Origin of the sequence: Paraflavitalea speifideaquila (assembly GCF_032395985.1) — a bacterium.
GTDB lineage: Bacteria > Bacteroidota > Bacteroidia > Chitinophagales > Chitinophagaceae > Paraflavitalea > Paraflavitalea speifideaquila.
In genome coordinates, this window is record NZ_CP135920.1 from 5637068 (window position 1) to 5659052 (window position 21985).

Genomic DNA, 21985 nt, shown 5'->3' on the forward strand with positions numbered 1-21985 from the left:
CGTGAACCAGGCCCCTACCAAGTTTGGCGGCCCCACCGATGGACCTGGCGCCTTAACACAAGATATCATCACCTCAGTAGGCAACCCACCCGCCCTACCCACCAATACCACCCCCGTAACCCGGTATGACTACCAGGATTACATATTTCGCACCGCCCTGGGCACCGATAACAACGTATCCGTTAGTGGTGGAAAAGATAAAACCAAGTACTATACCTCTGCCTCTTATTTCTTTAACCAGGGTATCATAAAGAATACCGATTTCCGCCGCTTCAGCTTCCGGCTCAACCTCGACCAGGAGCTTACCAAATGGGCCAGTATGAGCGTGGGCCTCAATTATATCAACAGTGCTGGCAATGAAAAACCAGATGGCAACTCTTTTTTCTCTCCCATGAATGCCGTTACCATCCTGGGCAACTTTCACAATATCTGGCAACGTGATGTATTTGGAAATTTACTCGCCGTGGGTGAGCGTGGCCGCGTGAACCCGGTTTCAGTCATAGAAGACTTCAAACAAAAGCAGGAAACCAACCGCTTAATAGCCAGTACTTCTATCAAATTAAGGCCCATGAAAGGCCTCACCTTCGATTATACCCTGGGTATCGACAATTATGCCCAGCGCGGTACTACCCTCATGCCACCCTATACCTACAATGTAAGCACCGCATTCTTTGGAGGCGGCCCCGATCTGTTGGTAGCACAGAATGGTTATGCCAGTGCCGCCAATAATAATTTCTTCCAGATCAACCATGAGCTGAATGGTACTTATACATTCGATATCAACGACAACCTCGCCAGCATTACCCAGGCAGGTTACTCCATGCAATATGAAAAGAATGGCTATACCCTCTTGCATGGCCGGGGGCTTGCACCTTTTGTGGAGACCGTCAATGGTGCCAGTACCTTACTGCCAGGTGCCGATGAGCGGACCGAATTATCAGTTTCAGGCGTTTACCTCCAACAGAATTTCAAATACCGCAACCAGGTATTTGTAACAGGCGCATTACGCATGGACGGATCATCGGTGTTTGGTGAAGACCAGCGAAACCAACTCTATGTAAAAGGTAGCGGTAGCTACGTATTGTCAGAAACAGACTTCTGGGAAAAACTATCAGTTTCCAAATGGTGGAACCTGGCCAAGCTAAGGATCGCCTATGGCGAATCCGGCAACCTCACAGGCATCGCCCCCTATGCACGCTTCAATGACTACAATGCCATTGCCTTTTTTGAGCCGTAGTGCCATGTTCAGCAACAACCAACTGGTAAATGCCGACATCAAACCCGAACGCCAAAAAGAACTGGAGCTGGGTACCGACCTCTCCTTCTTTGACAACAGACTGGGACTGCAGTTCAACTACTACATCAAAAAAGTAAATGACCTCCTCATCAGCCGGGTGATTTCACCAACAGAAGGGTATGCCAGTTACCTGAATAATTTAGGTTCCCTAAGAAATAAAGGGTTTGAGATCGTACTCACCGGCTCTCCCGTAAAAAACAAAGAATGGCGCTGGGATATAACCGGCATTTACAACCACAACCGCAATGAAGCACTTAAAATAGGACAAGCCCTGACCCTCCTGAGCACCAATGCAGGCGCCCCGGTGGCCATACTGGAAGGAGAACCCATTGGTGTATTCTATGGAACTTTTTTGCCAGGGATGCCAATGGCAATGAGATCAAAAATCCAGCAGGCTTTCCCCAAATGGAAAAAGGCATACAAAACGGTCCCCTGGGTTATACCCCCAAAGAGATGCCAATGGCCTGCCTGTAGGCGCCACCCTAAGGAAAGTAGTGGGCAATCCCAATCCCGATTATACCGCCTCCCTTGTCAACGAAGTGAGTTATAATAAATGGGCATTGCGTGTACAGTTGGATGCTGTACAAGGCGTAGATGTATGGAATGCCGACTTTAGAACCAGGCAAGGTGTAGGCAATGGCAAGGTGGCTGAACAGGAGCATCGTGGTGAAATACCTCGCGGATACATCAATAGCATATACCAGATCGAAGAATGGCGCGTAGATGATGGTTCATTTGTAAAACTGCGCGAGATATCACTTAGCTATCGCTTCGGCAAACTAAAGATATTCAGAGACCTTACCGTAAGCGCCAGCGGACGCAACCTCATCTCCTGGGATAATTATAAAGGCTATGACCCCGAAGTAAATGCAGGCGGGCAAAGTACCGTATTAAGAGGTGTTGATTTTGGCGCTGTACCCATCCCCCGCACCTTTAGCCTTTCCCTGGCTGCTAAATTCTAACTTCAAAATCTATTAGTATGAAATTTATCAATATAAAACGATCATCCTGCTTTTTGCTGATGCTGGTATTGATTCACTTTACCGCATGCAAAAAGAATTTTACCGATCCATCCAAAGTACGCATAAACGATGCTTTGACTACCTCCCGTGGTTTGTCTGGCGTAGCAGTAGGCCTCCAACGGGTTTACACCTACCAACGTGCCAGTTCATTATATAACTACGTAACTACCGATGGATTTGCAACCCGCCAACTGAATATCATCAACCAGGGTAACACCGCCGAATACCAGTTATTCCTGGGAGCTGGTGCTGTTGATGGTACCAATACTATATTGGCTGGCTTGTGGACCAACAGCAATAAGATCATATTCGATGCAAATAATGTGCTAAGGAATGCACCTGCCTTGGCCGACAAAGGCTTCGCTAGCGGCCTGATTGCCTATGCCAGCATCTTTAAGGCCTTAGCCATGGGCAACCTCGCCATGTACTGGGATAATGTACCCGACACCATTGGCGCCAGGGTTACATTTATAACCAGCGCCGCCGCCTTTACCAAAGCCATCAGCGTACTGGACAATGCCCTGGCCACCATTGCCGCCAATCCCATCAGTGCCCAATTCCTCACCAATATCCCGGCAGGCGTTGATATCGTAAACACCCTGCACGCCTTAAAAGCGAGATATGCTTTAAACATTAACGATAACGTTCTGGCAGCTACGGAAGCCAATTCCGTAGACCTGACTAAAAATCAACCTTTAATTTTGACGCCATTACATTGAATCCCATTTGGGAAACAGCCACCTCTACCAACAACGTGTACCAGCCCATCGACTCCACCATGGGCCTGCCTCCTGCCATCGCACCCAGCCTGACCGATAAACGTGTGCCCTTCTATATTACTGTCAACACAACATCCGCCCAACGTTTCCGTATCAACGGATTTGGAGGAACCTCCGCCTCCGCCTGGCCCATTTATTTACCCGGGGAAATGACCCTCATCAAAGCAGAAGCAGCAGCCAGGCAAAATCAAATCCCTGCCGCTATAGCATTCCTCAATCAGATACTCATCAAAAAACCAGTAGACGATCCTTTTGGTGTAGGCGCCGATCAACCTGTTTACGCAGGGGTAGTTACACAGGCCGCTATTCTGGAACAGATCTATCGTAATCGCAGTATTGAATTGTATATGTCCGGATTGCGCATACAGGATCAACGCCGGTTTAACCGGCCAACTGCCGAGCGCAAACGCAATTATATGCCTTATCCATTTGTAGAACGCGACAACAATCCCAATACCCCGGCAGATCCACCCAATTGATCAGCCGCAAAACAAATCCCCAATGCCCTGCACATCCTGCAGGGCATTCGTGTATTTATACCCGATTCAGGTCAAACACTCCAGCTCCCATGTAAGTACAGGAATCACTTCGACCGAAAAACAACTCGAAGCGGGTAAAAACAAAGACCTCCCGGTAGCCTATTACCCGCTTAAATATCCAGTTAAGTGAATAACAGCACCAGGATATCCCGCAATTGGATAAAAATATCCTGGTTCTTACAACCTATTTTAGAGAAAGCTTAAAAACCCATTATTTCTTCGGTCCACTGCGTAGAACTACTGTAAAAAAGAACGTATTAAAAATATCCTTTAAAATTAGTTATTTAAAACAAATACTGTACTTTTACAACACCTTATCACCTGCTTCTGATTAGTAATACTTGTTTCATTATTCGTTCATAGAATAGCTACCCCGGAACAAGTCAAACACCTAGCCTATTTTTATTAAGCATTTTGTACAAGATCATGCATCACTAACTACGTTTGTCCCAACCAGGCTTCTTTGTTCCATTATTAACAGTCCCATGCATGCAATCTTTCGCGGGCCATTAAGGCTATATGCGATTGATGCAGTAACACCATAGTCTTAATTACATCTTTAGTATGTAATGGTAATTTGTTGCCATTAATTGATTCTTTTTGTCCGGATTAAACCCAATAGTAGCTACTAACTGGGATCACCTGTCTGGTAGGTTATCCATTTGCAATCTACTGCCATTCTTATTTTCTAACTACATTATAATAACTATGAAAAGAAATCTAATCATCCTTGCAACATTATTCCTGGCCTCAACCATCTATGTACAAGCCCAGGTAGGTATTGGCACTACAACACCCAACCCAAGTGCAGCACTTGATGTGCAGTCTACAACTAAAGGTATTTTATTGCCCCGTATGACCGCAGCACAAAGAACAGCCATTCCAGTACCAGCAGACGGACTCATCGTTTACCAGACTGATGCCATCTCTGGCTTATGGATGTTTATTTCAGGTGCATGGATACGGCTTACCAACACCTCCGATCTCACCGCCATTTCTTTTGGCGCATCCACAGCCTTTGCCTCCAATACCACAGGCGCTGTTATTGCCGTTATATTGGGTGGTACCATTGTACCATTGCCCAGTAACCAAAGTCTTGGAGCAAACATTACTGTCAATGGAGCCAACACCATATTTACGGCGACACAGGCAGGCAGGTACAAAATTTCTTATGGCGTAAACATGACATTAGCTTTATTGGTAAGTTCACGCCTGAGAATAAATGGAGCAGTCAGCCCCGTAGGCACCGTAATGCCCGTCGCTGCTGTTAGCCGGCTCGAAGCAGAAGCAATTGTTACACTCACAGCAGGTTCTACAGTCAGCCTCGAATTGTTCGGCTTAGCAGGCGCTGTAGTACTCTTATCAGGTAGCCAGGGTGCCGCATTGACCATCCAAAGGGTTGAATAATCATTGTACCTCCATTCCCAATGAGATGTACAATCATCTATTAGTTCACCCAAAAATTCACACAATGCGATATTTATTATACCTAGCATGCAGCTTGCTCATATGGCTGCCGGGTAAAAGCCAGGTGGGCGCAGGCACCCTTTACATAGCGGCCGGGACTACCTTCGTAGCCGATAGCCTGGTGCTTATTCCTACCGTCAATACCACCATCACGGCCAATACCCTTACGCACGACTACGTACCCATTTCAGGTGTAGTGCCCTCTACCAACAGTATCAACCGGGTATATACCTGGAATACACCCATCACCTATTCAGGCGAAATAGGCATCATGTATGACCCTTCCGAACTGGCAGGTAATACAGCCGCTCTATTACAAATAGCTTACCGTAACGGAGGACTCTGGACCACTACAGCCACCAGTACCGTCAGTACCAATTACGTAGCCTACCAGGCTACCAATATTACCTTCAACAGAGTAACAGCTACTTCTGCAGGCATAGCACTACCCATAGTTTACGCCGGCTTCACAGCCTCCCTTAAAGAACAATATGTATTGCTAAACTGGAAAATGGCCGATGTTGACGGACTAAGCAAATTTGAAATTGAGTACAGCACCGACGCCCGTAACTGGACAGTTGCTTCTTCCGTTACGCCTGCTACAGGTACCATGGACTTTAGCTACCAGCACAATGACTTGAACTTTACTTCCCGGTACTACCGCGTAGCTGGTGTTGATTATAACGGAAACCGAGTCTACACCCGCATGGCAATTGTTAGCAATAACAATGCAGTCGCAGGCATTCGTATCATACGCAGTGGTAATAACACCACTCTGTACTTCAGTGGAAAAGCACCCACCAATGTACAATTGTATGATATGAAAGGCCAGCTATTACTCACACGCAATGTAGTAGCTCAACAAGTTGAAATTACTGGTCAAATTCCAGGTACCTACGTAATATACTACGTAGTGGATGGACAAAAACTATCAAGAAAAATACAGTTGTAAGCAAACAATTAAAACCGTAAATATTTGATAACTAATATATACGGCCTAAAGACCCTTCACTTTGCATAAATCATAGTTATCATTGGGTGTTTATTTTAACGGGAGTATCGCAAAACGGTACTCCCGTTTTTATTGCCCAGGATTTATTCCAACCGATTGATTGACTGAACTACCCCTACTTAACAAAAAAATGTATTTTGCCGGGCACAATCAAAAACCACCCCTACTGCTATGAACTTTCTAAAAAAACTACTCGGCTCAAAAGACAAGATCATAACCACCGATTACAAAGAATTTTGGGACTGGTTCCTGCTGCAAGAGCAGCCATTTCATGATATCGTTAAAAACAAAAAGAATATTGACGCCCATTTCCTCAATAAGCTCATGCCTCAATTGCAGCAAATCAACAAACAATTCTATTGTTTAACCGGCATGTACGACGAAAATACAGTAGAACTGGTCATCACTGCCGAAGGTGATATCAAAACCTTTGTGTTCGTAGAAGAATTGGTGGCTACTGCTCCTGCCCTGCCTGGCTGGAAGTTTACAGCCTTAAAACCATCCATGGGTAATAATCAATCGAGCATGACAATGAACAACTATACTTTTAACCACGATAAAATTCAATTCTTCAGCACAATAGAGGAAAACTATCCCGATGAAATAGATATTACCCTGATACACGCTGATTTCAGAGATGCCGATGAACAGGTCATTACCAACGGTACACTCATTTACCTCGATAATGCATTGGGCGAATTAAACGTGGCCACCCTCATCGACTCCATCCAGGTTACAGGTTCCTGTCCGCCAGATACCGAATTAATACCCCTGGATAAATTGGAAGGATTCCTCCTTTGGCGCGAAAAGGAATTTATCGAAAAATACAAAGGCAGCAGACGTGATACTCAAAATGACAAATACGCCATGATGCAGGCCCAGGATGCCGACAAATTACTCCTGATCGCTATCATCAACAGTGAACTGCTAAACTGGGATGCCAAAGCTTCCCACCCATGGATGCTCGTCATTGATATAGACTATAGATCCGTCAACAATGGTATGCCAGGCAACGATACCAGCGAACTCCTGAACCAATTTGAAGATGATCTTACGCCCCTGCTTCCTGACCAGGAAGGCTATTTAAACCTCGGCAGGCAGACCTATAACAATACCCGTACCATCTATTTTGCCTGCCAGGAATACAGGCAGGTATCTAAAATAGTAGCCGGCCTGATAGAACGTTACAAAAACAAGCTGTCCATATCATATGAAATATACAAGGATAAATACTGGAAAACCATGAACCGGTTTCAACGAAACTGATCCATGGTCTTTAACTCCAATCCCATAGTGTATATTACCTAAAACATATTGTGCTTCTTCAGCAACGCTGCCGCTTCTATTAGCATAGCCCCGCTTACCTGTACCGTCATTTCCGTTTCCATACCAGGTTTATTCTTCCAATAACGGCCATAAAGCACAACCGGCTTGCGGGTGCCCCCATACCACAATGTTTCAAAGTTATTCTTCAAAAGGCAATATAGCGCTTACGATAAGCATCCGGCAGATCAGGATGAATGATCAGGGCCGTAAAATACCGTACAAAAACACCTTTGAATAAGCCCCCATCACCGCCTCCCTCATCCCGCAATAACCGGTCCGCAGCATTCGTCAGCGTATTGTCCGATAAAGTAAAATTGGCAGCCTTCATCGCATCATTCAGGTATAAGGGCTCATTCGTTATATTGTACAACTCCAACGCAGCCCCGATAAATGTGCCCTGGTTATACGTAAACTTCCAGGTACTGCGCAAGCCGTCACCATTGCCATTGATACCATCATACACCCAACCCGTTCCGGCCTCATAAAGCGTATCTTTTAGCCAGTTATAGATCTTATGCGCAAATGCAAGATCCCCGGGTTCCTTGAACTGCTGGTACAAACGGGCCGCCAGTATACAAGCAGGCCCATTGGCAGGTGTATTCTTATAGGCAGGCATCCCTTTACGCCAGGCAATACCGCCCCCATATTACCATTCCAGCCACTCTTGATATCCGCCCACACCTGGTCTGCACCCGTTTTGAATTTGCTATCATTCGTGGCCGCATAAGCACGCAACATAGCCAGGCCATTCCACTCCATATCATCATAAAACTCATTGAGAAACGTATTACCATTCTGCTGCTTTACCCCCACCATCCAGTCGTCCATGAGCGCGCGGTATTTATTGTCGTTCGTGCGCGTATATGCATCGATCACTACATCCAGCGCATGCGCCTGAGGCCAATACCCAAACTTCGTATCCCCATTACTTGTATTGTTAAAATATTTACCGGCAGGGTTCCAGAAGTTCAGCAACAGCGAACCACTGCTACTATCCGCAGCAGCAGGCCAGTTGATCGCATACTTATCGATACCCGACTGATCGCCCGTGATCACCACATCCGCATACTTTTTTACACAGCCCGGCAGCAGCCACAACCCTGCACAAGCCAATAATATAGGAAGCTTCATGCTATTCATTTAATGGTTTACTTAATCACCACCTGGTGCGTATACGCCGATCCAGTTGGAAAACTCACTAGTATATCACAGTTTTTATTATCAGCTTCCGTTTGGAACTTATAACAATAGTTCCACTGGTCATTGCTGGCAATCTTGATCAGGAACCAATAGGAAGCAGCTGTGCCAGGAGACGGACGCTGATTGTCAGCATTGCTGCTGCCCATCCATTCAAAACTATCTGTAGTCCCATCACTCACTTTAAAGCGGAATTTATAGCGCTCATCCCTGCCCCAGCCTTCCTGCTTAAAAACAATGGCCTGGTTTTCCGCCTTCCATACCCCATTGGCAGTATAGTTGAGATTGAAGTTAATCGTATTGTTAGGAGCAAACCATAAACCTACTTCCTTGATCTCTGTTAAGGTAACAGATGCATTGTTGAAATCGAGACTGATGCGATATACTTTCGTTGCCCCTGATACCGCAGTAGTACCGTCCTCCTTCAAATCACTGCCACTAATCGAATACACAACAGGCGTACCCACCTTGCGGTCAACAAACTGGTACGTACCAGCCTTCAAAGAAGTATAGATCTCAAATACCCCGTTAGATACTTGTTTGAGCTGCGCAGCGTTGACGATATCCGCCCCCGCTTCTGTAGCCAAACCCGTCATAAACACATCGGCAGGTACCGTAGCAAAACCCGCCGGCCTTTGTACCTGGATCATACGGCTGGCTTCCGCCTTTACCTCATTGATACCTTTAGAGGAATAGATCGTCCATTTCAATTTACCAGTACCCAGCGAAGGGATTCCAGCCAGGTTGGCTACCAGGTTCAACGTCTTATGCGTTACCGTAGCTTTATTGTATACCCCGCCATTATCAGTAACCATTTTATAGACTGGGTTGGAAAAATCGCCCCCTCCTTATCAAATGCGATCTCGTACATGACCAGGCCACCATCTTCTGCCTTGGCTTGCTCCCATTCAAATACCACACTGGCCGATGTAGCCGGCTGCAGTTTAACAAAGCGGTTATCTTCCGGGGTAAAGATGTGTTTTACAGCTGTTACAGCCGTATGATCCATGTTTTTATCTTTATTACACCCCAGGCTGCCTAATAAGGCAAGACCCAGCGTTAAGTATAGCATGCAATGTTTCATATTGAAGCTTTTAAGTGTTCGTTATTGTTTTACCAGGAATTGTTCTGGCTAAGGTTTTTATTGAGGTTCCGTTCATCACGGGGAATTGCCCAGAGATAATGCTTGCCAGCATCGAAGCTCCGTTGGTTCACCCGGATATAACCATTATCTACTGTAGGCTCACCATACTTAGCCCCGTGTACCCACCCCTTCAATACCGTTTCAGCAGTTTTCCATCGCCGGATATCAAAAATGCGCAAGCCTTCAAACGCCAGCTCCGCACGACGCTCTCTTCGTACAATCGTCATACGCTCGTCAGTAGTCCACCCACCATTGAAGTTCAAAGCAGTTACTTCCGTAAAGCCCGCACGCACACGCAACGCACGGATCGTTTGATTCCAAACCCCTTCCGTAAACTGCCCCAGCGCGCTTTTAGCTTCTGCATACATCAGCAGTAGGTCCGCATAACGAATGAGCACCAGGTTGAGCCCTGAATTAAAATTATTGACCGAAGCAGGGTCATAATATTTGCGGATATAATAACCAGTAGGTGAACTTACACTACCAGCCATGTATTCATCCAGTTTTGTACTGTTGGGATCACTACCCGGTTTGATATAGATCGTTTGTATACTATTGTCCGGCTTCTTCCATTTGTATTGATGGTATACCACCGTATTCGTAAGCCGGGGATCACGGTTGATATACGGATCATTTTCATTGTAGCCCGAACCAGCTTCTTTAATCCCTTTACCAGTAAGCATGATATAATCATCCACCAGCTCCTGCGTAGGAGCCATGGCATTCAATCGCGCCCCTACACCCAAAGGCGCCAGATCAAAGAACACATTATAAGTCCTTGATTCCGGTACAAACTGAAGGTCGAAGATCACTTCACTATTGTACTCATTCTGCGGCAGGAACAAACCTTCATAGCTGTTAAAGAGGCCATACGTACCCAGCGTATTACCCGTCAGGAAAGGTTCCGTAGTATTGATCACATCCTGCCAACGGCCTTCATACAAAAGCACGCGTGCCTTCAAAGCAAGCGCAGCTCCCTTGGTAATACGTCCCCGGTCTTCTGCCCCATATTGCGTATTGACCGGCAATAAAGCAGCCGATTCATCCAACTCTTTCATAACAAAATCAACAACCTGCTGCCGCGGAGCCCGAACAATCGTTTGCGACTCCGTAACCGACAGGTCATGATCAAATAATGGCACATCACCATACCAGGTATAAAGCTGGAAATATTGAAAAGCACGGATCACCCGCGCCTCTGCCTTCATCCTATTCTTAAGGCCCTCCTGAAAACCAGGAACCCGGTCTATATTCCCCAATATGATATTGCAGGTTTTGATACACCTGTAACGGTCATTCCATTCATTCTTGAAACGCGGTAAAGAAGCATCCGCCAGGCCCGAAGAGATAGAAGTCACCCCTTCCTGGTCGCCCCGACCACTATAAGCATTATCAGAAAGCCCTTCATTGTAAAAGAAAGTAGCCGCCCCAAACATTTGCGCATAAGCCGTATTCAATACAATGGCCGCTTTTTCGGAGGTGGTCCAATAAGTAGCATCTGTGAACCGGTCAGTGGGCGCCAGGTCCAGCTTCTTGCAGGAGACCGCAGCCATCAACAACATCCCTGCAATACTATTTTTGATAATTGATCTTCGTATCATATAGCAGCATTATTTAAAAGTGATGTCCAACCCAATTCCATAGAATATGGGAGTAGGATAATTGCGGCCACTGTTGGCGCCGCTATTGCTAAGATTACTGTTGAATTCAGATATCTCCGGATCAACAAACGATACCCCGGCAATCGTCAACAGGTTTTGCCCTACCAGGTAAAACCGGGCCTTTTGCATACCTGCCTTTTGTATCCAATGCGCAGGTAGCGAATAACCTATTTGCAGGTTCTTGAGGCGTGCGTAGGCCGCATTAAACAAATACAGATCTGACCCCCGGCGGAAATTATTCGTATTGAGGGACTATTGGCAGCAGCCAGCCGGGGAAATTTAGCATTGGGATTAATGGGCGTCCAGTAATCCAGTTGGTGCTGGTACATCGTTTGCCCATAATTAAAGTGGAAAGGCTCTACCAGCTCCCCGGAGAAACATATCCCGCTTGCCTACACCCTGGATAAAGAGAGAAAGGTCCAGTTGTTTCCAGCTCAGCGTATAATTGAACCCATAAGTATAACGGGGAAACGGATTGCCCAATACAAATTTGTCCTGGTCGTCAATTACATTATCCTTGTTACGGTCCACATAACGAATATCACCGGGCACCACCGTAATACCCGTTGGCGTGGGGCCATTCTGAATATCGTCAATATGCTGAAAATAACCATCCCGCTTCAGTCCAATATAGGAATTGAAGGGTAAACCTTCCCGCAGTATAACCTGCATTTCATCAGCACCCGTAATCCGTTCACTCCCCTGGAAGTATACCACTTCATTGCGTGAATCCCCTATATTGAATCCAATCGTATGACTAAATTGCCGGCCAGGTATCCGGTAACTGACACTCAACTCCCAACCCAGGTTCCTTACTTTACCCGCATTGTATGCCGATACCGAACCACCAAACAATCCAGGAATGGAAGGCTGAATGAGAATATCACTGGTAAGTTTATTAAAATAATCAAAAGATACCTGCAACCGTTCTTTCAGGAAACTGGCATCTACCCCCGCATTGAAAGTGGCCGCTTTTTCCCAACGCAGGTTGGGGTTGGCGAAGATGAAATCTACCAACGCTACCGGCTTATTATTGAAGCCGTACACATTGCGCGAGGTTACATTGTAGGTCGTCTGGAACTGGTAGTTATCTACACTTTGATTGCCCAATACCCCATACGAAGCACGCAATTTGAGCGTACCATATTGATCACGATATCCCTCCATAAAGCCTTCCTCAGTTACCCGCCAGGCAGCCGATACAGAAGGGAAGAACCCCCAACGTAGGTCCTTGGCAAATTTGGAAGAGCCATCATACCTGAAATTGAACTCAAGGAAATATTTATCCTTATAAGTATAGCCTGCACGACCAAATACCGAATTCAGGCTGCTTTCCTGCGTGCCACGATTGGAATTAAAAGACCCAGCCGGATCAATGATCGTGCCTGTTACCGGTGTACCCAGCTCATTGTCATTATACTTGGTATACAATCCCGTTTCCTTATTAGTAACCGACTCATTGGAATAACCTACCAGGGCATTCACCTGGTGATCACCAAAAGCCCGCTGGTATTCCAGCATCACCTGCGTATTGAGAAAAAGATTCTTGGAATTGCGATCATTCGTATTGCGGTCGGCACCATAGATCCCTTTGGGGAAGAAATTCACCTGCCTTACCCGCTCGTACGTATGAAACGTAGATAGGTTGCCGCCGGCAACCCCTTTCAGCTTCAGTCCATCTATGATCCCTAATTCCGCTGCAATATTTCCAAACAGGTGATCATCATTATGCGTACGAAAACCACCCTGCTCCAAAATACCCAGGGATTGAATTCCGCCAATACATCATTCGTAAGGTATCGCCCTTGCTCATCGATCATTTTGTACAAGACCGGCGTCCTGGCCGCGTCTACGATCAAGGTCGAGGTATTTGAAGAATGCTCTTTAATGTCCCGGCGCGAATAGGCCATCGTACCCGTTACTTTCAACCTGCCCACTTCCGTGCTCAGGTTTAGTCGCGCATTGTACCGTTTGAGGCCAAAATTGGGCCCCACCAGGTTACTTTGCTGGTCTACATAGCCTACCGACAGCAGGTAAGTCGTTTTCTCATTACCGCCCGAAACACCCAGGTTGTGGTTCTGCTGCAAAGCATCCTGCTGGATACCATCGAGGAACCATTCCTCACTACCCTGCTCCTGGAAAGCCCGGATCTGCTGCGGCGTATACATGGGCTGCAATCCTGCATTGACCAGCGCTTCATTACGCAACATCGCATTTTCATAACCTTCTACCGGCTTGTAAAAGTTTTTAGGTTCCTGTATCCCCACCATGCCATTATAAGTAACCGTAGCACGTGCATTCTTTTTGCCTTTCTTAGTCGTAATAAGTATCACCCCATTGGCACTGCGCGAACCATAGATCGCGGCACTGCCTGCATCCTTCAACACCGAAATATTGTCAATATCCGAAGGATTCAGCTGATTCAGGTCCCCACCGGCCATCCCATCAATCACGATCAGGGGCGAATTGTTATTGAGCGTACTCACCCCCTGATATTGATATTAATATCAGCGCCCGGTTCCGAATTGCGTTGCTGAATGATCAGGTTGGGCGATACCCCTTGCAAGGATTGCGTGAGGTTAACGCTGGGCTTCCTTCCAATGCCGCTGCCCGAATTTGATCTACAGCCCCACTTACACTTGCCTTGCGTTGAGTACCATAACCAATTACTACTACCTCACCAAGACTGGCATCCATCAATTGAAGCGTTATTGCCTGGTTGGTACCTGTTATGATCACCTCTTCGCGCCGATAACCTACATAACTCACCACCAGCGTACCTTTGCTTCAGGCACCAATAAAGAATAACTGCCATCTTCGCGGGTGGTAGTAACAAGGTTCGTGCCTTTTAATTGCACCGTAGCGCCTGCAACCGGTAGCTGCCTTTCATCCAATACCTTACCCGTAATTGTCACCTCACGTACTACAGCATCAGCCACTACCCCTACAGCATTCGACACCTCCCGCTTTTTCGTCTTCAGCAATACATGCTTGCCTGCCATTTCAAACACAATGTGCAAGGGCCCAAAGATCTTTTGAAGCGCCTGGTCCAATTCTGTATCCCGGATACGCAGCGAAAGTTTCTGCGAAAGATTCAGTTCATCATTGGAATAAACAAACAAGGTACCCGTTTGCTTCTCCAGTTCATTGATGATCCACTTGAGATCCTTTTCTTTACAAACTACATTTACTTTTTGCTTTTGATCTTTCCAGGCAGGCGGAGAGCCTGCTGTTCCCGCATAGACAACCGGTATGGCCATCATGCAGCTTACAACAACAGCGAGGAGCAGTCGCAGTTTCATACGCAAACATTTGATTATGAATAAATACAATCGTTCATTAAACTATCTCCCAATCACAATGAGAGAGTCAGAAACCGTATAGGTAAATGCTTTGGTTTTACTGAAGTATCCCAATATTTCCGCCGGTGAGTTGTTGGCAAACTTCCCTGTATAACGATATCCTTTTACCTGTCTATCTTTAAACAATACCGTTTTCCCATAGTAGCGTTCCAACGCCAGGCCAATCTCTTCCAATGTAAGCCCATCAAACAACAGCGTGCCGTCGATCCATGCCTTATCAGCCAGCGCATCCGTTTCTTTCACCGTCAATTGCCCGGATCGGGTATTGTACACTGATTTTTTATTGGGCGTCAGGAACACAGAATCCTTACCCTGATAAGCTGCAGGGATAAAGGCTACCCGGCCAGTAGCCACCGAAGTAATGATCTCCTGTTGTACTTTATATGCCTTGATATCGAAAGACGTACCCAATACCCGTACAGCACCTGCACCCAATTGCACCACAAAAGGTTTCTGCGGATTGCGTGTTACCTCTAAAAATGCCTCCCTTCCAGGAAGAGATCACGTTGATGCCCGGCAAAATGACGGGGTATTTGAGGCGGCTATCTGCCGCCAGCCATACCTTACTACCATCAGGTAATAATATAGATGAACGGATGCCTTTAGGATTGTACGTTTCCACCCATTCTACCCCAGCCTGCCGACGGCCCGGCCACCAAAACCAGCCAGCCATCAATACCAGCCCCAACAATACAGCGGCTGCCATTACCCTACCAAGGGTAAACCTCCGCCTTACAGGCCCCTCTATGACGGCATCGGCCATTGTTGAACTATCTTGTATCTTTTGCCAGGTCGACAACAAAGCTTTTTCTACAGCAGCCGACTGATTGGCTTGCTGATGTTCCCAGAATCCTTTGTATTGCTCATATAATGCCTGGAGATAGGGCTCACTGGCGAGAGTATGTTCGAGTAACTCCTCATCACCGGGCAAAGCATTGCCCGACAATACTTTAGTAACCAATAGCAGAAAATGATCTTTGTCCATCATATAGCAGCTGGGCAGGAAAATCGTTGGCCCGTACTATAAGGACACATCCGTAAAACAGATTACTTACAAAGTCCCAAAATATTTTTTGCTGTTCTTTTCCGCCGCCCTCCAATGCCCTCCTATTCCTTATCCCCGGCCTCTACGAAAGGAACCAACTTACCAACAGTACGGGTATCAGGTCATCCGGCAGGTGGGGCCGTCGCGGATCAGGCGTTTCAGTCAATGCTTTACGGATCTTTTTCACTGCCCTGAACAATTGCGTTTCGACCGTACGGGGTGAAATGCCCAGGATATCAGCCACCTCCTTGTATTTGAGGCCATCTTCTTTAATAAGCTTGAATACCTGCTTACATTGATCAGGCAATTGTTCAATCGCTTTATTAAGTTGGTGCAGCAATTCCCGGAAAGCCATATCTTCTTCGGGATTATGAGAGCTGGTAAGCGTAGCTACATTATCAGGATTTACCGTAACACTCCACAGCGAATGCCGGCGCAAGTGATTATAACATTGGTTTTTTACAGCTACAAATAGAAATACCTTCAGCTTATCGATCAGCAGGATATCTTCTTTCTTTTGCCAGATCTTCACAAATACATCCGAAACGATCTCTTCTGCTGCTGGTCTTAGTTTGACCAGGTCGACCGCAAAACTTACCAGATGGCTGTAAAAATGGCGGAACAGGTTATCGAAGCCACGTTCATCCCCCGGGCAATCTGTTGTTGCCAGGCAAGCAGTATGTCATCAGGCAGTTCGGGCATGGTTGTAAATATCATCTATTTTTGCAAAATCCTTATAGTACCGCAGGAAAGCCACTAAAATAGCGTTATTAGAAAGGACGTATCCTTAACAATAATTTACAGCAACGGCTATAAGAAATCGTAGGATGCACTTATATTTAATGCCTGAACCAGCAAACCGGAAAATACCTTTAAGCAATATGACAAGCATTCGCAGCACACAACAATGGACAATGGCAGCCCTCCTGGCAGTAACCAGCATTACCAGCTGCTATAGCCAGGACAAGACCGTACCATCGGAAAAATAACCTTCCGCACCGAAACCCTTGAAACAGGTATTGGCGTTCCCTGGGGTATGGCCTTCCTGCCCAATGGTGATATACTGGTATCCGATGTTTCAGGAAAAATTAGGGTGATCCGCGATAACAAACTGCTGCCCGATCCCATACAAGGCGTCCCTCCCGTATTCAATCGCGGCCAGGGCGGCTTATTTGATATTGAGCTCCATCCCGATTATGCTAAGAACGGCTGGCTGTATATTTCCTACGCAGCACCCGACAATGCAGAAAAACCTACAGGCGGCATCACCTACGTAATGCGCGCCAAATTGAAAGACAACACCCTCACAGATCAACAGATATTGTTTAAAGGCACCCCCTTTACACGCGCAGGCGTCCATTTTGGCGGCCGCCTTGAATTTGGTAAAGATGGTTACCTCTATTTCTCTATCGGTGAAAGAGGCGAAAAAGAAAAAGCCCAATCATTGGCCACCATCAATGGTAAGATATACCGCATTAAAGATGATGGCAGCATCCCTGCCGATAACCCCTACGTAAATACACCCAATGTAGTAAGCCCGGCTGTTTACTCTTGGGGCCACCGCAATCCCCAGGGACTGGCACTCAACCCTACAACCGGCGATATATGGGAAACTGAACACGGCCCCATGGGTGGGGATGAACTCAATATCATCGGCAAAGGAAAGAACTATGGCTGGCCTGCCATTACTTATGGTATTGACTATGATGGCAAACGTATTTCGGATGACTCCGTGAAAGCAGGTATGGAACAACCTGTAATTTTCTGGCGCCCCTCTATTGCTACCAGCAATCTCGTATTTATTAAAGGCGATAAATACCCCGGATGGAAAGGCAACCTACTTGTATGTGGTATGGTGCTTCAATACCTCGAAAGACTGGAGATCAGCAACAACAAAGTGACCCACCAGGAAAAATTACTACCTGGAATTGGTCGTGTACGCAACGTAGAACAAAGCCCTGATGGATATATCTATGTATCATTAGATGGCGGTAAGATCATTAAAATTGTACCTGCACCATAACCTACAACTATGTTCTCTAAAAAAACAGTCATTGCAGGTTCCCTGCTGACAGCTATGATAGGACTCGCCTGGGCCCCTTTGCAGGATAAAAAGTTGGAAGAAAGCAAAGCCCGGGGCAAAGAACTATACCAGGAGTTGTGCATCACCTGCCACCTGGCTGATGGAAAGGGATTGGCCGGCGCTATTCCACCACTGGCAGGCTCCGACTATTTAAAGAATACCGCGAAGGTTATCTATGCTATTAAGTTTGGGCTTAGTGATCCAATTGAAGTGAATGGCGTAAAGTACAGCACCCCCATGCCATCCCCCAATATTAGCGATGAAGAAGTAGCCGATGTTAGTACCTACATCCTCAATAACTGGGGCAATAAAGGGAAGCTCATTACCCTAAAAGAGGTAGAGAAAGTTAAAAAGTAAACCTATAAGAAGAAAAAGCCCGGCATTGTCCGGGCTTTCTTTATTACCTCCTAACTTGTAATAAGGCTGTGGATATTTCACCCGTACCTATGGTGATCACGTCCCGGCAACAACAGGTGATTACCGATATTCGTCGCTGTTCCTACCATGGACATATGAAAGAATTATTCCTGGAATCCAAGGTCATTGAATTGTTCCTGTTGCAAGCCCTCTTTGGCACTTCCGTCTTTGGTTACCTCAATGAATTGAAAATGGAATATGGCAGGCAAATGCTCCTGGAATCCGCCTGTACCGTGTATGAAGTAGCCTACATGCTAGGCTATCACGATCCCTATAATTTTTCAAAAGCTTTCAGGAAGTATTTCGGGTATTTACCGGGCAGGTTGAAACAATAGCTACTTTATAAGGGCCGAAGAATACGACGAACTTCCTCAAAAACGGAGGCAGGTTGAAACAATAGCTACTTTATAAGCCCAGCTTTCCCTTGGCAATGATGAGCACCACAAATGCCGCGGTCAATAAAACCGTGCCCACTGGCAGATACCAAAGCGACAATATAGAAATGAAAAGCCCCAGTTTATAAGCCCAGGACTGACTGGCCAATATACCATAGAGGAATACCAGCCATACAAGACCATAGATGATAAACAAGGGCCCCAGTTTAAATACGTTTACCTCAATTTGGTGAAAAGCGAAGCCCAGGGCCCCGGCTTTTCCGGACCAATGAATTTACCTTTCAGCAGAACATAGCCCCCATCCAGCAACATGTAGCCGCCATTGATAAAAGCGATGATCGCAAGGAGTATTTTCATGATCGTAAGATAATAATTATCCCGGTATATACGGCCCGCCCGTTTCGCCCCAGCCCCATTTGGGCATCGGCTCTGATGAACCCACCGGGTTTTCGGGCAATTGGGAATTGATCACCGCCAGCCGGCTACCCCACTCCAGGTAGCCCACCAGGGCCGACCTGAATTCTGGGTCATCGGCCAGCCCAATTTCATCGGCAGTTTCAAGCAATAGATTCAGCCAACGTTTACGTAAGTCGTCCGTCAGCATTTTTCCAATATGATGTTGCACCATCTTGGCATGACTGCCCTGGTCCTCCTGCGTATAGAGCGGTCCCCGCCAAAGACTTCGGATATGAAATGCGCTACATGCTTTGCATGTTCCTGCGACATATGCTTAAATACAACCGATAGTTGCTCATCCGTTTGTACTTTGGCATAAAACCGGTCTGTTAACTGCTCAAATTGCTCCCGGCCGCCGGCCCATTCATAGAGCGTTGGGGTTCTTTTTCCATAGCTGCTACTTTATTTTTTCCAAACCGTGGCAGTTTGGTCGTAATGTTTCATTTCCTCAATATGATTATAAAAGACTTTACCAGGTTAAAGAAAGGCATAAATTCAGGGCTTTTCCTGAAGCCTTGTAAATGCTCTTCTTTACTCGTCCAATGGATGATCACAAGATAGCTGTTTGGCTCATCATTGCCATGCAGTACGCGGTACTCAAGACAATAAGGCGAAGCCTGCAAGTACTTACCGGCTTCGGTGTATGCTTTCTCGAAGGCTGCGCTTTTATCATCGGGGATATTGTACCGGATGATCTCTACAGAGAAGGTTTTGTTGTCCACGATTGTTGTTTTTGATTGACTATTTAATGTATGGGCGCTCGTTGTTACCACCAGTAATACTAAGCTCAGCAAGGATTTAATAAACATAAAATTGTACTTAGCCCGGTAACCGCCTTTGCTGATGAGCCGGGTTTGAATATCAGCAAAAAAGCGACTGCCATACGTCTCCTCCCTGGGCAATACCAATTTTTAATAGGTACGGATGGCACCACAGGCGTATGATCAAGAATGGTGGTCAATGCCTTAATATGACAAAAAGTATGGTGTACACTGGACAGTACTTTGTGTGAAAGATAATGGGGACCACCATACAACAACCCTTCATGCGTATATTGCTGTAATAGTTCCGTGTTCTTTAAGGCAACCTTGTAAAACCGTGGATCACGATCGGCCAATAACACATAGGCCGGTTGACAACCATCAGAAGTTCTGCTGCCCCAATACGTCCATTTGTAATTGCGCGTGCCCCAGCTATTGTCCCATCCCCCATCAGGCAACATCAATTCCATATGCGTTTGCAACGACCGGGTCACAGCCTGCAACACTTCTTCATCTTTAGTGAGCAAACCATACAATGCCATCGGTAGTCGTCGTCTTTAGAAACCTTCGCCTGGAAAATGAATAACTCAAGGAATACTGTTTATCGTTAAAGATAAGATATGGCGATGAACCCTGGATACCCATCCTCTTGTGTCGCAATAAGCGATTTTCCTATTTGTAGAAAATAAAAGGTGAGCCGTTCTGAATCCGCCTGATAGCAGAATACAGAACGACCCACCGGGCGTGCATCAGAACCTTAACATGTTACCATAATCTTATCGTTATTGAGTACTAGTGTTTCCCAGGATTAATACCGATCATTGTGCACCCACAATCAATTTTTAGTAGCCGTTTGCTGGTCATCGCCTGTTACCCGGACAGTATACACACCGGCCTTTAGGTTACTCACCTGTAGCGTGCCTTTGATCGTTGCCTGGTAAACCGGCCTGCCCCCTGCATCGAAGATCACCAGTTTACCTGGTGTAGCTGTTTTAACCGTCACTGCACCTCGTGAAGGATTGGGAAATACCTGCAGGGAAGTAACTCCGTTTTCACCGTCAGGAGCATTGGCGCCTGCCTGCACCAAAACCCCTGCATTGGTTACCGTTCCTACCGATGTCCAGTTAAAAGCTTCCCAGCCACTGATCGTAGCACGGCTGCAGGTCATGGCGGTAGTGCCATTTTCAGAGCTTACATACATATTGTTATTACCACGTAAGGAAATCGTACCATCCGCATTTACTATCCAGGTAAAACGCTCCCAGCCACCTACTGTAGCACGACTGCAAGTAATAGCAGCAACCCCATTTTCGGAAGAAACATATTTGCTCATGCTTCTCAAGGTGATCGTGCCATTGCCGCCATCCAATACCGAGAACTTCTCCCAGTCGCCTGCTGTAGCGCGGTTACAACGCATGGCCTGCGTGCCATTTTCACCTGATACATAGAGGTTATTGATACCACGCAGCGTAATGATCTGTCCAATGGGAGCAGGCGAAGAAGCATTGGAGGTAATGCTGATCCAGTTGATATTAAATCCGCCGGCTACAGCAGCCAGGCCAATTTCCTGCTGCCCTGCCGGTAATGTCACCGTATGAGAGATCGTTTGCCAGGTTTGCCAGCCACCAGTAGCAGGCACAGCAATCGTTCCAAATACACTACTACCTCCAAAGCGTTCGAGCCTGATATTGCCACCACCATTCTGACTGGCCACGCGGTATTGAACCGTATACGTACCTGCAGCAGGCACATTGATGCGGTAGCCCAACCAATCTCCTGCATCAATATAACCTACATCCAGTCCGCCACCCGCATCCGTACAGGTTTCCGTTTGAACACCACTCATCGCACACCAGGCTTCGGCCTGCAAAGTGTCGGGAACCCCATTGTAATTACCCGTACAGGTCGTTGAGCCGCTGCCCCTACGTGGATCAACTGCAGCCAAGGGACCGCCATTCACCACCGTATTGGCAAATTGTATATTGTTCAATACCCCACTCATGGCCGATACCCCATCCGTAA

Annotated in this window: 30 protein-coding genes and 2 pseudogenes; 11 read left to right on the forward strand and 21 right to left on the reverse strand. The window is 46.5% G+C overall.

The window, feature by feature from the left end; all coding sequences use genetic code 11:
• Position 1 precedes the first annotated feature (1 nt).
• From RS881_RS38725 to RS881_RS38760, 8 genes are all read left to right on the forward strand, one after another.
• Entirely contained in the window at positions 2-1237 is a 1236-nt protein-coding gene (locus RS881_RS38725; protein ID WP_315815660.1) for a TonB-dependent receptor, read from the forward strand.
• The gene (locus tag RS881_RS38730; RefSeq protein ID WP_315815661.1) at positions 1227-1847 is read left to right on the forward strand and encodes a TonB-dependent receptor domain-containing protein; all 621 of its coding nucleotides are present in this window, start codon (positions 1227-1229) and stop codon (positions 1845-1847) included. The genes RS881_RS38725 and RS881_RS38730 overlap by 11 nt, the downstream gene beginning before the upstream one ends.
• Positions 1792-2259, forward strand: a complete 468-nt coding sequence (locus RS881_RS38735; RefSeq protein WP_315815662.1) for a hypothetical protein — start codon at positions 1792-1794, stop codon at positions 2257-2259. The genes RS881_RS38730 and RS881_RS38735 overlap by 56 nt, the downstream gene beginning before the upstream one ends.
• A 17-nt stretch (positions 2260-2276) precedes the next feature.
• Complete coding sequence (locus RS881_RS38740) at positions 2277-3038, forward strand: RagB/SusD family nutrient uptake outer membrane protein (RefSeq protein ID WP_315815663.1); 762 nt, start codon at positions 2277-2279, stop codon at positions 3036-3038.
• The gene (locus RS881_RS38745; RefSeq protein ID WP_315815664.1) at positions 3035-3577 is read left to right on the forward strand and encodes a RagB/SusD family nutrient uptake outer membrane protein; all 543 of its coding nucleotides are present in this window, start codon (positions 3035-3037) and stop codon (positions 3575-3577) included. Before RS881_RS38740 ends, RS881_RS38745 begins: the two co-directional genes overlap by 4 nt.
• Positions 3578-4345: 768 nt before the next feature.
• The gene (locus RS881_RS38750) at positions 4346-5044 is read left to right on the forward strand and encodes a BclA C-terminal domain-containing protein (protein ID WP_315815665.1); all 699 of its coding nucleotides are present in this window, start codon (positions 4346-4348) and stop codon (positions 5042-5044) included.
• 94 nt (positions 5045-5138) lie between these two features.
• A complete protein-coding gene (locus RS881_RS38755) occupies positions 5139-6056 on the forward strand; it encodes a hypothetical protein (protein WP_315815666.1) in 918 nt (305 codons plus the stop codon).
• Between the two features lie 231 nt (positions 6057-6287).
• Complete coding sequence (locus RS881_RS38760; RefSeq protein ID WP_315815667.1) at positions 6288-7382, forward strand: DUF695 domain-containing protein; 1095 nt, start codon at positions 6288-6290, stop codon at positions 7380-7382.
• A gap of 38 nt (positions 7383-7420) precedes the next feature.
• Here the strand turns inward: RS881_RS38760 and RS881_RS38765 are convergent, their stop codons facing one another.
• From RS881_RS38765 to RS881_RS38830, 14 genes and pseudogenes are all read right to left on the reverse strand, one after another.
• Entirely contained in the window at positions 7421-7591 is a 171-nt protein-coding gene (locus RS881_RS38765; protein ID WP_315815668.1) for a hypothetical protein, read from the reverse strand.
• Positions 7588-8058 carry a glycoside hydrolase family 76 protein gene (locus RS881_RS38770; protein ID WP_315815669.1) on the reverse strand — a complete coding sequence of 157 codons (471 nt, stop codon included), beginning with the start codon at positions 8056-8058 and terminating at the stop codon, positions 7588-7590. Before RS881_RS38770 ends, RS881_RS38765 begins: the two co-directional genes overlap by 4 nt.
• 89 nt (positions 8059-8147) lie before the next feature.
• A pseudogene (locus RS881_RS38775) lies at positions 8148-8582 on the reverse strand (glycoside hydrolase family 76 protein); the annotation flags it as partial.
• Between the two features lie 8 nt (positions 8583-8590).
• Complete coding sequence (locus tag RS881_RS38780; RefSeq protein WP_315815670.1) at positions 8591-9454, reverse strand: hypothetical protein; 864 nt, start codon at positions 9452-9454, stop codon at positions 8591-8593.
• The gene (locus RS881_RS38785; protein WP_315815671.1) at positions 9412-9723 is read right to left on the reverse strand and encodes a SusE domain-containing protein; all 312 of its coding nucleotides are present in this window, start codon (positions 9721-9723) and stop codon (positions 9412-9414) included. Before RS881_RS38785 ends, RS881_RS38780 begins: the two co-directional genes overlap by 43 nt.
• Before the next feature lie 29 nt (positions 9724-9752).
• The gene (locus RS881_RS38790; RefSeq protein ID WP_315815672.1) at positions 9753-11384 is read right to left on the reverse strand and encodes a RagB/SusD family nutrient uptake outer membrane protein; all 1632 of its coding nucleotides are present in this window, start codon (positions 11382-11384) and stop codon (positions 9753-9755) included.
• A gap of 9 nt (positions 11385-11393) precedes the next feature.
• Positions 11394-11654, reverse strand: coding sequence for a hypothetical protein (locus tag RS881_RS38795; RefSeq protein ID WP_315815673.1), 261 nt, complete (start codon positions 11652-11654; stop codon positions 11394-11396).
• A gap of 132 nt (positions 11655-11786) precedes the next feature.
• Positions 11787-13199: a TonB-dependent receptor domain-containing protein gene (locus RS881_RS38800; RefSeq protein ID WP_315815674.1), complete on the reverse strand. Its 1413-nt coding sequence runs from the start codon at positions 13197-13199 to the stop codon at positions 11787-11789.
• Positions 13133-13930: a TonB-dependent receptor plug domain-containing protein gene (locus RS881_RS38805; protein ID WP_315815675.1), complete on the reverse strand. Its 798-nt coding sequence runs from the start codon at positions 13928-13930 to the stop codon at positions 13133-13135. The genes RS881_RS38800 and RS881_RS38805 overlap by 67 nt, the downstream gene beginning before the upstream one ends.
• Positions 13931-13985: 55 nt before the next feature.
• Positions 13986-14216 (reverse strand): hypothetical protein, encoded by a 231-nt coding sequence (locus tag RS881_RS38810; protein WP_315815676.1) that lies wholly within the window; start codon positions 14214-14216, stop codon positions 13986-13988.
• Positions 14210-14746 (reverse strand): STN and carboxypeptidase regulatory-like domain-containing protein, encoded by a 537-nt coding sequence (locus RS881_RS38815; RefSeq protein ID WP_315815677.1) that lies wholly within the window; start codon positions 14744-14746, stop codon positions 14210-14212. Before RS881_RS38815 ends, RS881_RS38810 begins: the two co-directional genes overlap by 7 nt.
• 42 nt (positions 14747-14788) lie before the next feature.
• Entirely contained in the window at positions 14789-15250 is a 462-nt protein-coding gene (locus tag RS881_RS38820) for a FecR family protein (protein WP_315815678.1), read from the reverse strand.
• The gene (locus tag RS881_RS38825; protein WP_315815679.1) at positions 15186-15794 is read right to left on the reverse strand and encodes a FecR family protein; all 609 of its coding nucleotides are present in this window, start codon (positions 15792-15794) and stop codon (positions 15186-15188) included. Before RS881_RS38825 ends, RS881_RS38820 begins: the two co-directional genes overlap by 65 nt.
• A gap of 139 nt (positions 15795-15933) precedes the next feature.
• A complete protein-coding gene (locus RS881_RS38830) occupies positions 15934-16521 on the reverse strand; it encodes an RNA polymerase sigma-70 factor (protein WP_315824741.1) in 588 nt (195 codons plus the stop codon).
• Positions 16522-16887: 366 nt separating this feature from the next.
• Here RS881_RS38830 and RS881_RS38835 point away from each other — a divergent pair, with 366 nt between their 5' ends.
• From RS881_RS38835 to RS881_RS38845, 3 genes are all read left to right on the forward strand, one after another.
• Complete coding sequence (locus RS881_RS38835) at positions 16888-17874, forward strand: PQQ-dependent sugar dehydrogenase (protein WP_315815680.1); 987 nt, start codon at positions 16888-16890, stop codon at positions 17872-17874.
• A 9-nt stretch (positions 17875-17883) separates the two neighbouring features.
• Entirely contained in the window at positions 17884-18291 is a 408-nt protein-coding gene (locus RS881_RS38840) for a c-type cytochrome (RefSeq protein WP_315815681.1), read from the forward strand.
• A 68-nt stretch (positions 18292-18359) separates the two neighbouring features.
• A complete protein-coding gene (locus RS881_RS38845) occupies positions 18360-18686 on the forward strand; it encodes a helix-turn-helix transcriptional regulator (protein WP_315815682.1) in 327 nt (108 codons plus the stop codon).
• 70 nt (positions 18687-18756) lie between these two features.
• Here the strand turns inward: RS881_RS38845 and RS881_RS38850 are convergent, their stop codons facing one another.
• From RS881_RS38850 to RS881_RS38875, 7 genes and pseudogenes are all read right to left on the reverse strand, one after another.
• A complete protein-coding gene (locus tag RS881_RS38850) occupies positions 18757-18942 on the reverse strand; it encodes a hypothetical protein (RefSeq protein ID WP_315815683.1) in 186 nt (61 codons plus the stop codon).
• Positions 18943-18962: 20 nt separating this feature from the next.
• On the reverse strand, positions 18963-19103 hold the full coding sequence (locus RS881_RS38855) for a hypothetical protein (protein ID WP_315815684.1): 141 nt from the start codon (positions 19101-19103) through the stop codon (positions 18963-18965).
• A gap of 16 nt (positions 19104-19119) precedes the next feature.
• The gene (locus tag RS881_RS38860) at positions 19120-19374 is read right to left on the reverse strand and encodes a globin family protein (protein ID WP_315815685.1); all 255 of its coding nucleotides are present in this window, start codon (positions 19372-19374) and stop codon (positions 19120-19122) included.
• Positions 19344-19517, reverse strand: a pseudogene (locus RS881_RS60525) (hypothetical protein); the annotation flags it as partial. The pseudogene RS881_RS60525 and the gene RS881_RS38860, both read right to left, overlap by 31 nt.
• Before the next feature lie 125 nt (positions 19518-19642).
• On the reverse strand, positions 19643-19924 hold the full coding sequence (locus RS881_RS38865) for an antibiotic biosynthesis monooxygenase family protein (protein WP_315815686.1): 282 nt from the start codon (positions 19922-19924) through the stop codon (positions 19643-19645).
• A gap of 65 nt (positions 19925-19989) precedes the next feature.
• On the reverse strand, positions 19990-20505 hold the full coding sequence (locus tag RS881_RS38870; protein ID WP_315815687.1) for an ulvan lysase-like protein: 516 nt from the start codon (positions 20503-20505) through the stop codon (positions 19990-19992).
• A 293-nt stretch (positions 20506-20798) separates the two neighbouring features.
• Positions 20799-21965 (reverse strand): carbohydrate-binding protein, encoded by a 1167-nt coding sequence (locus RS881_RS38875; protein ID WP_315815688.1) that lies wholly within the window; start codon positions 21963-21965, stop codon positions 20799-20801.
• Positions 21966-21985 lie beyond the last annotated feature (20 nt).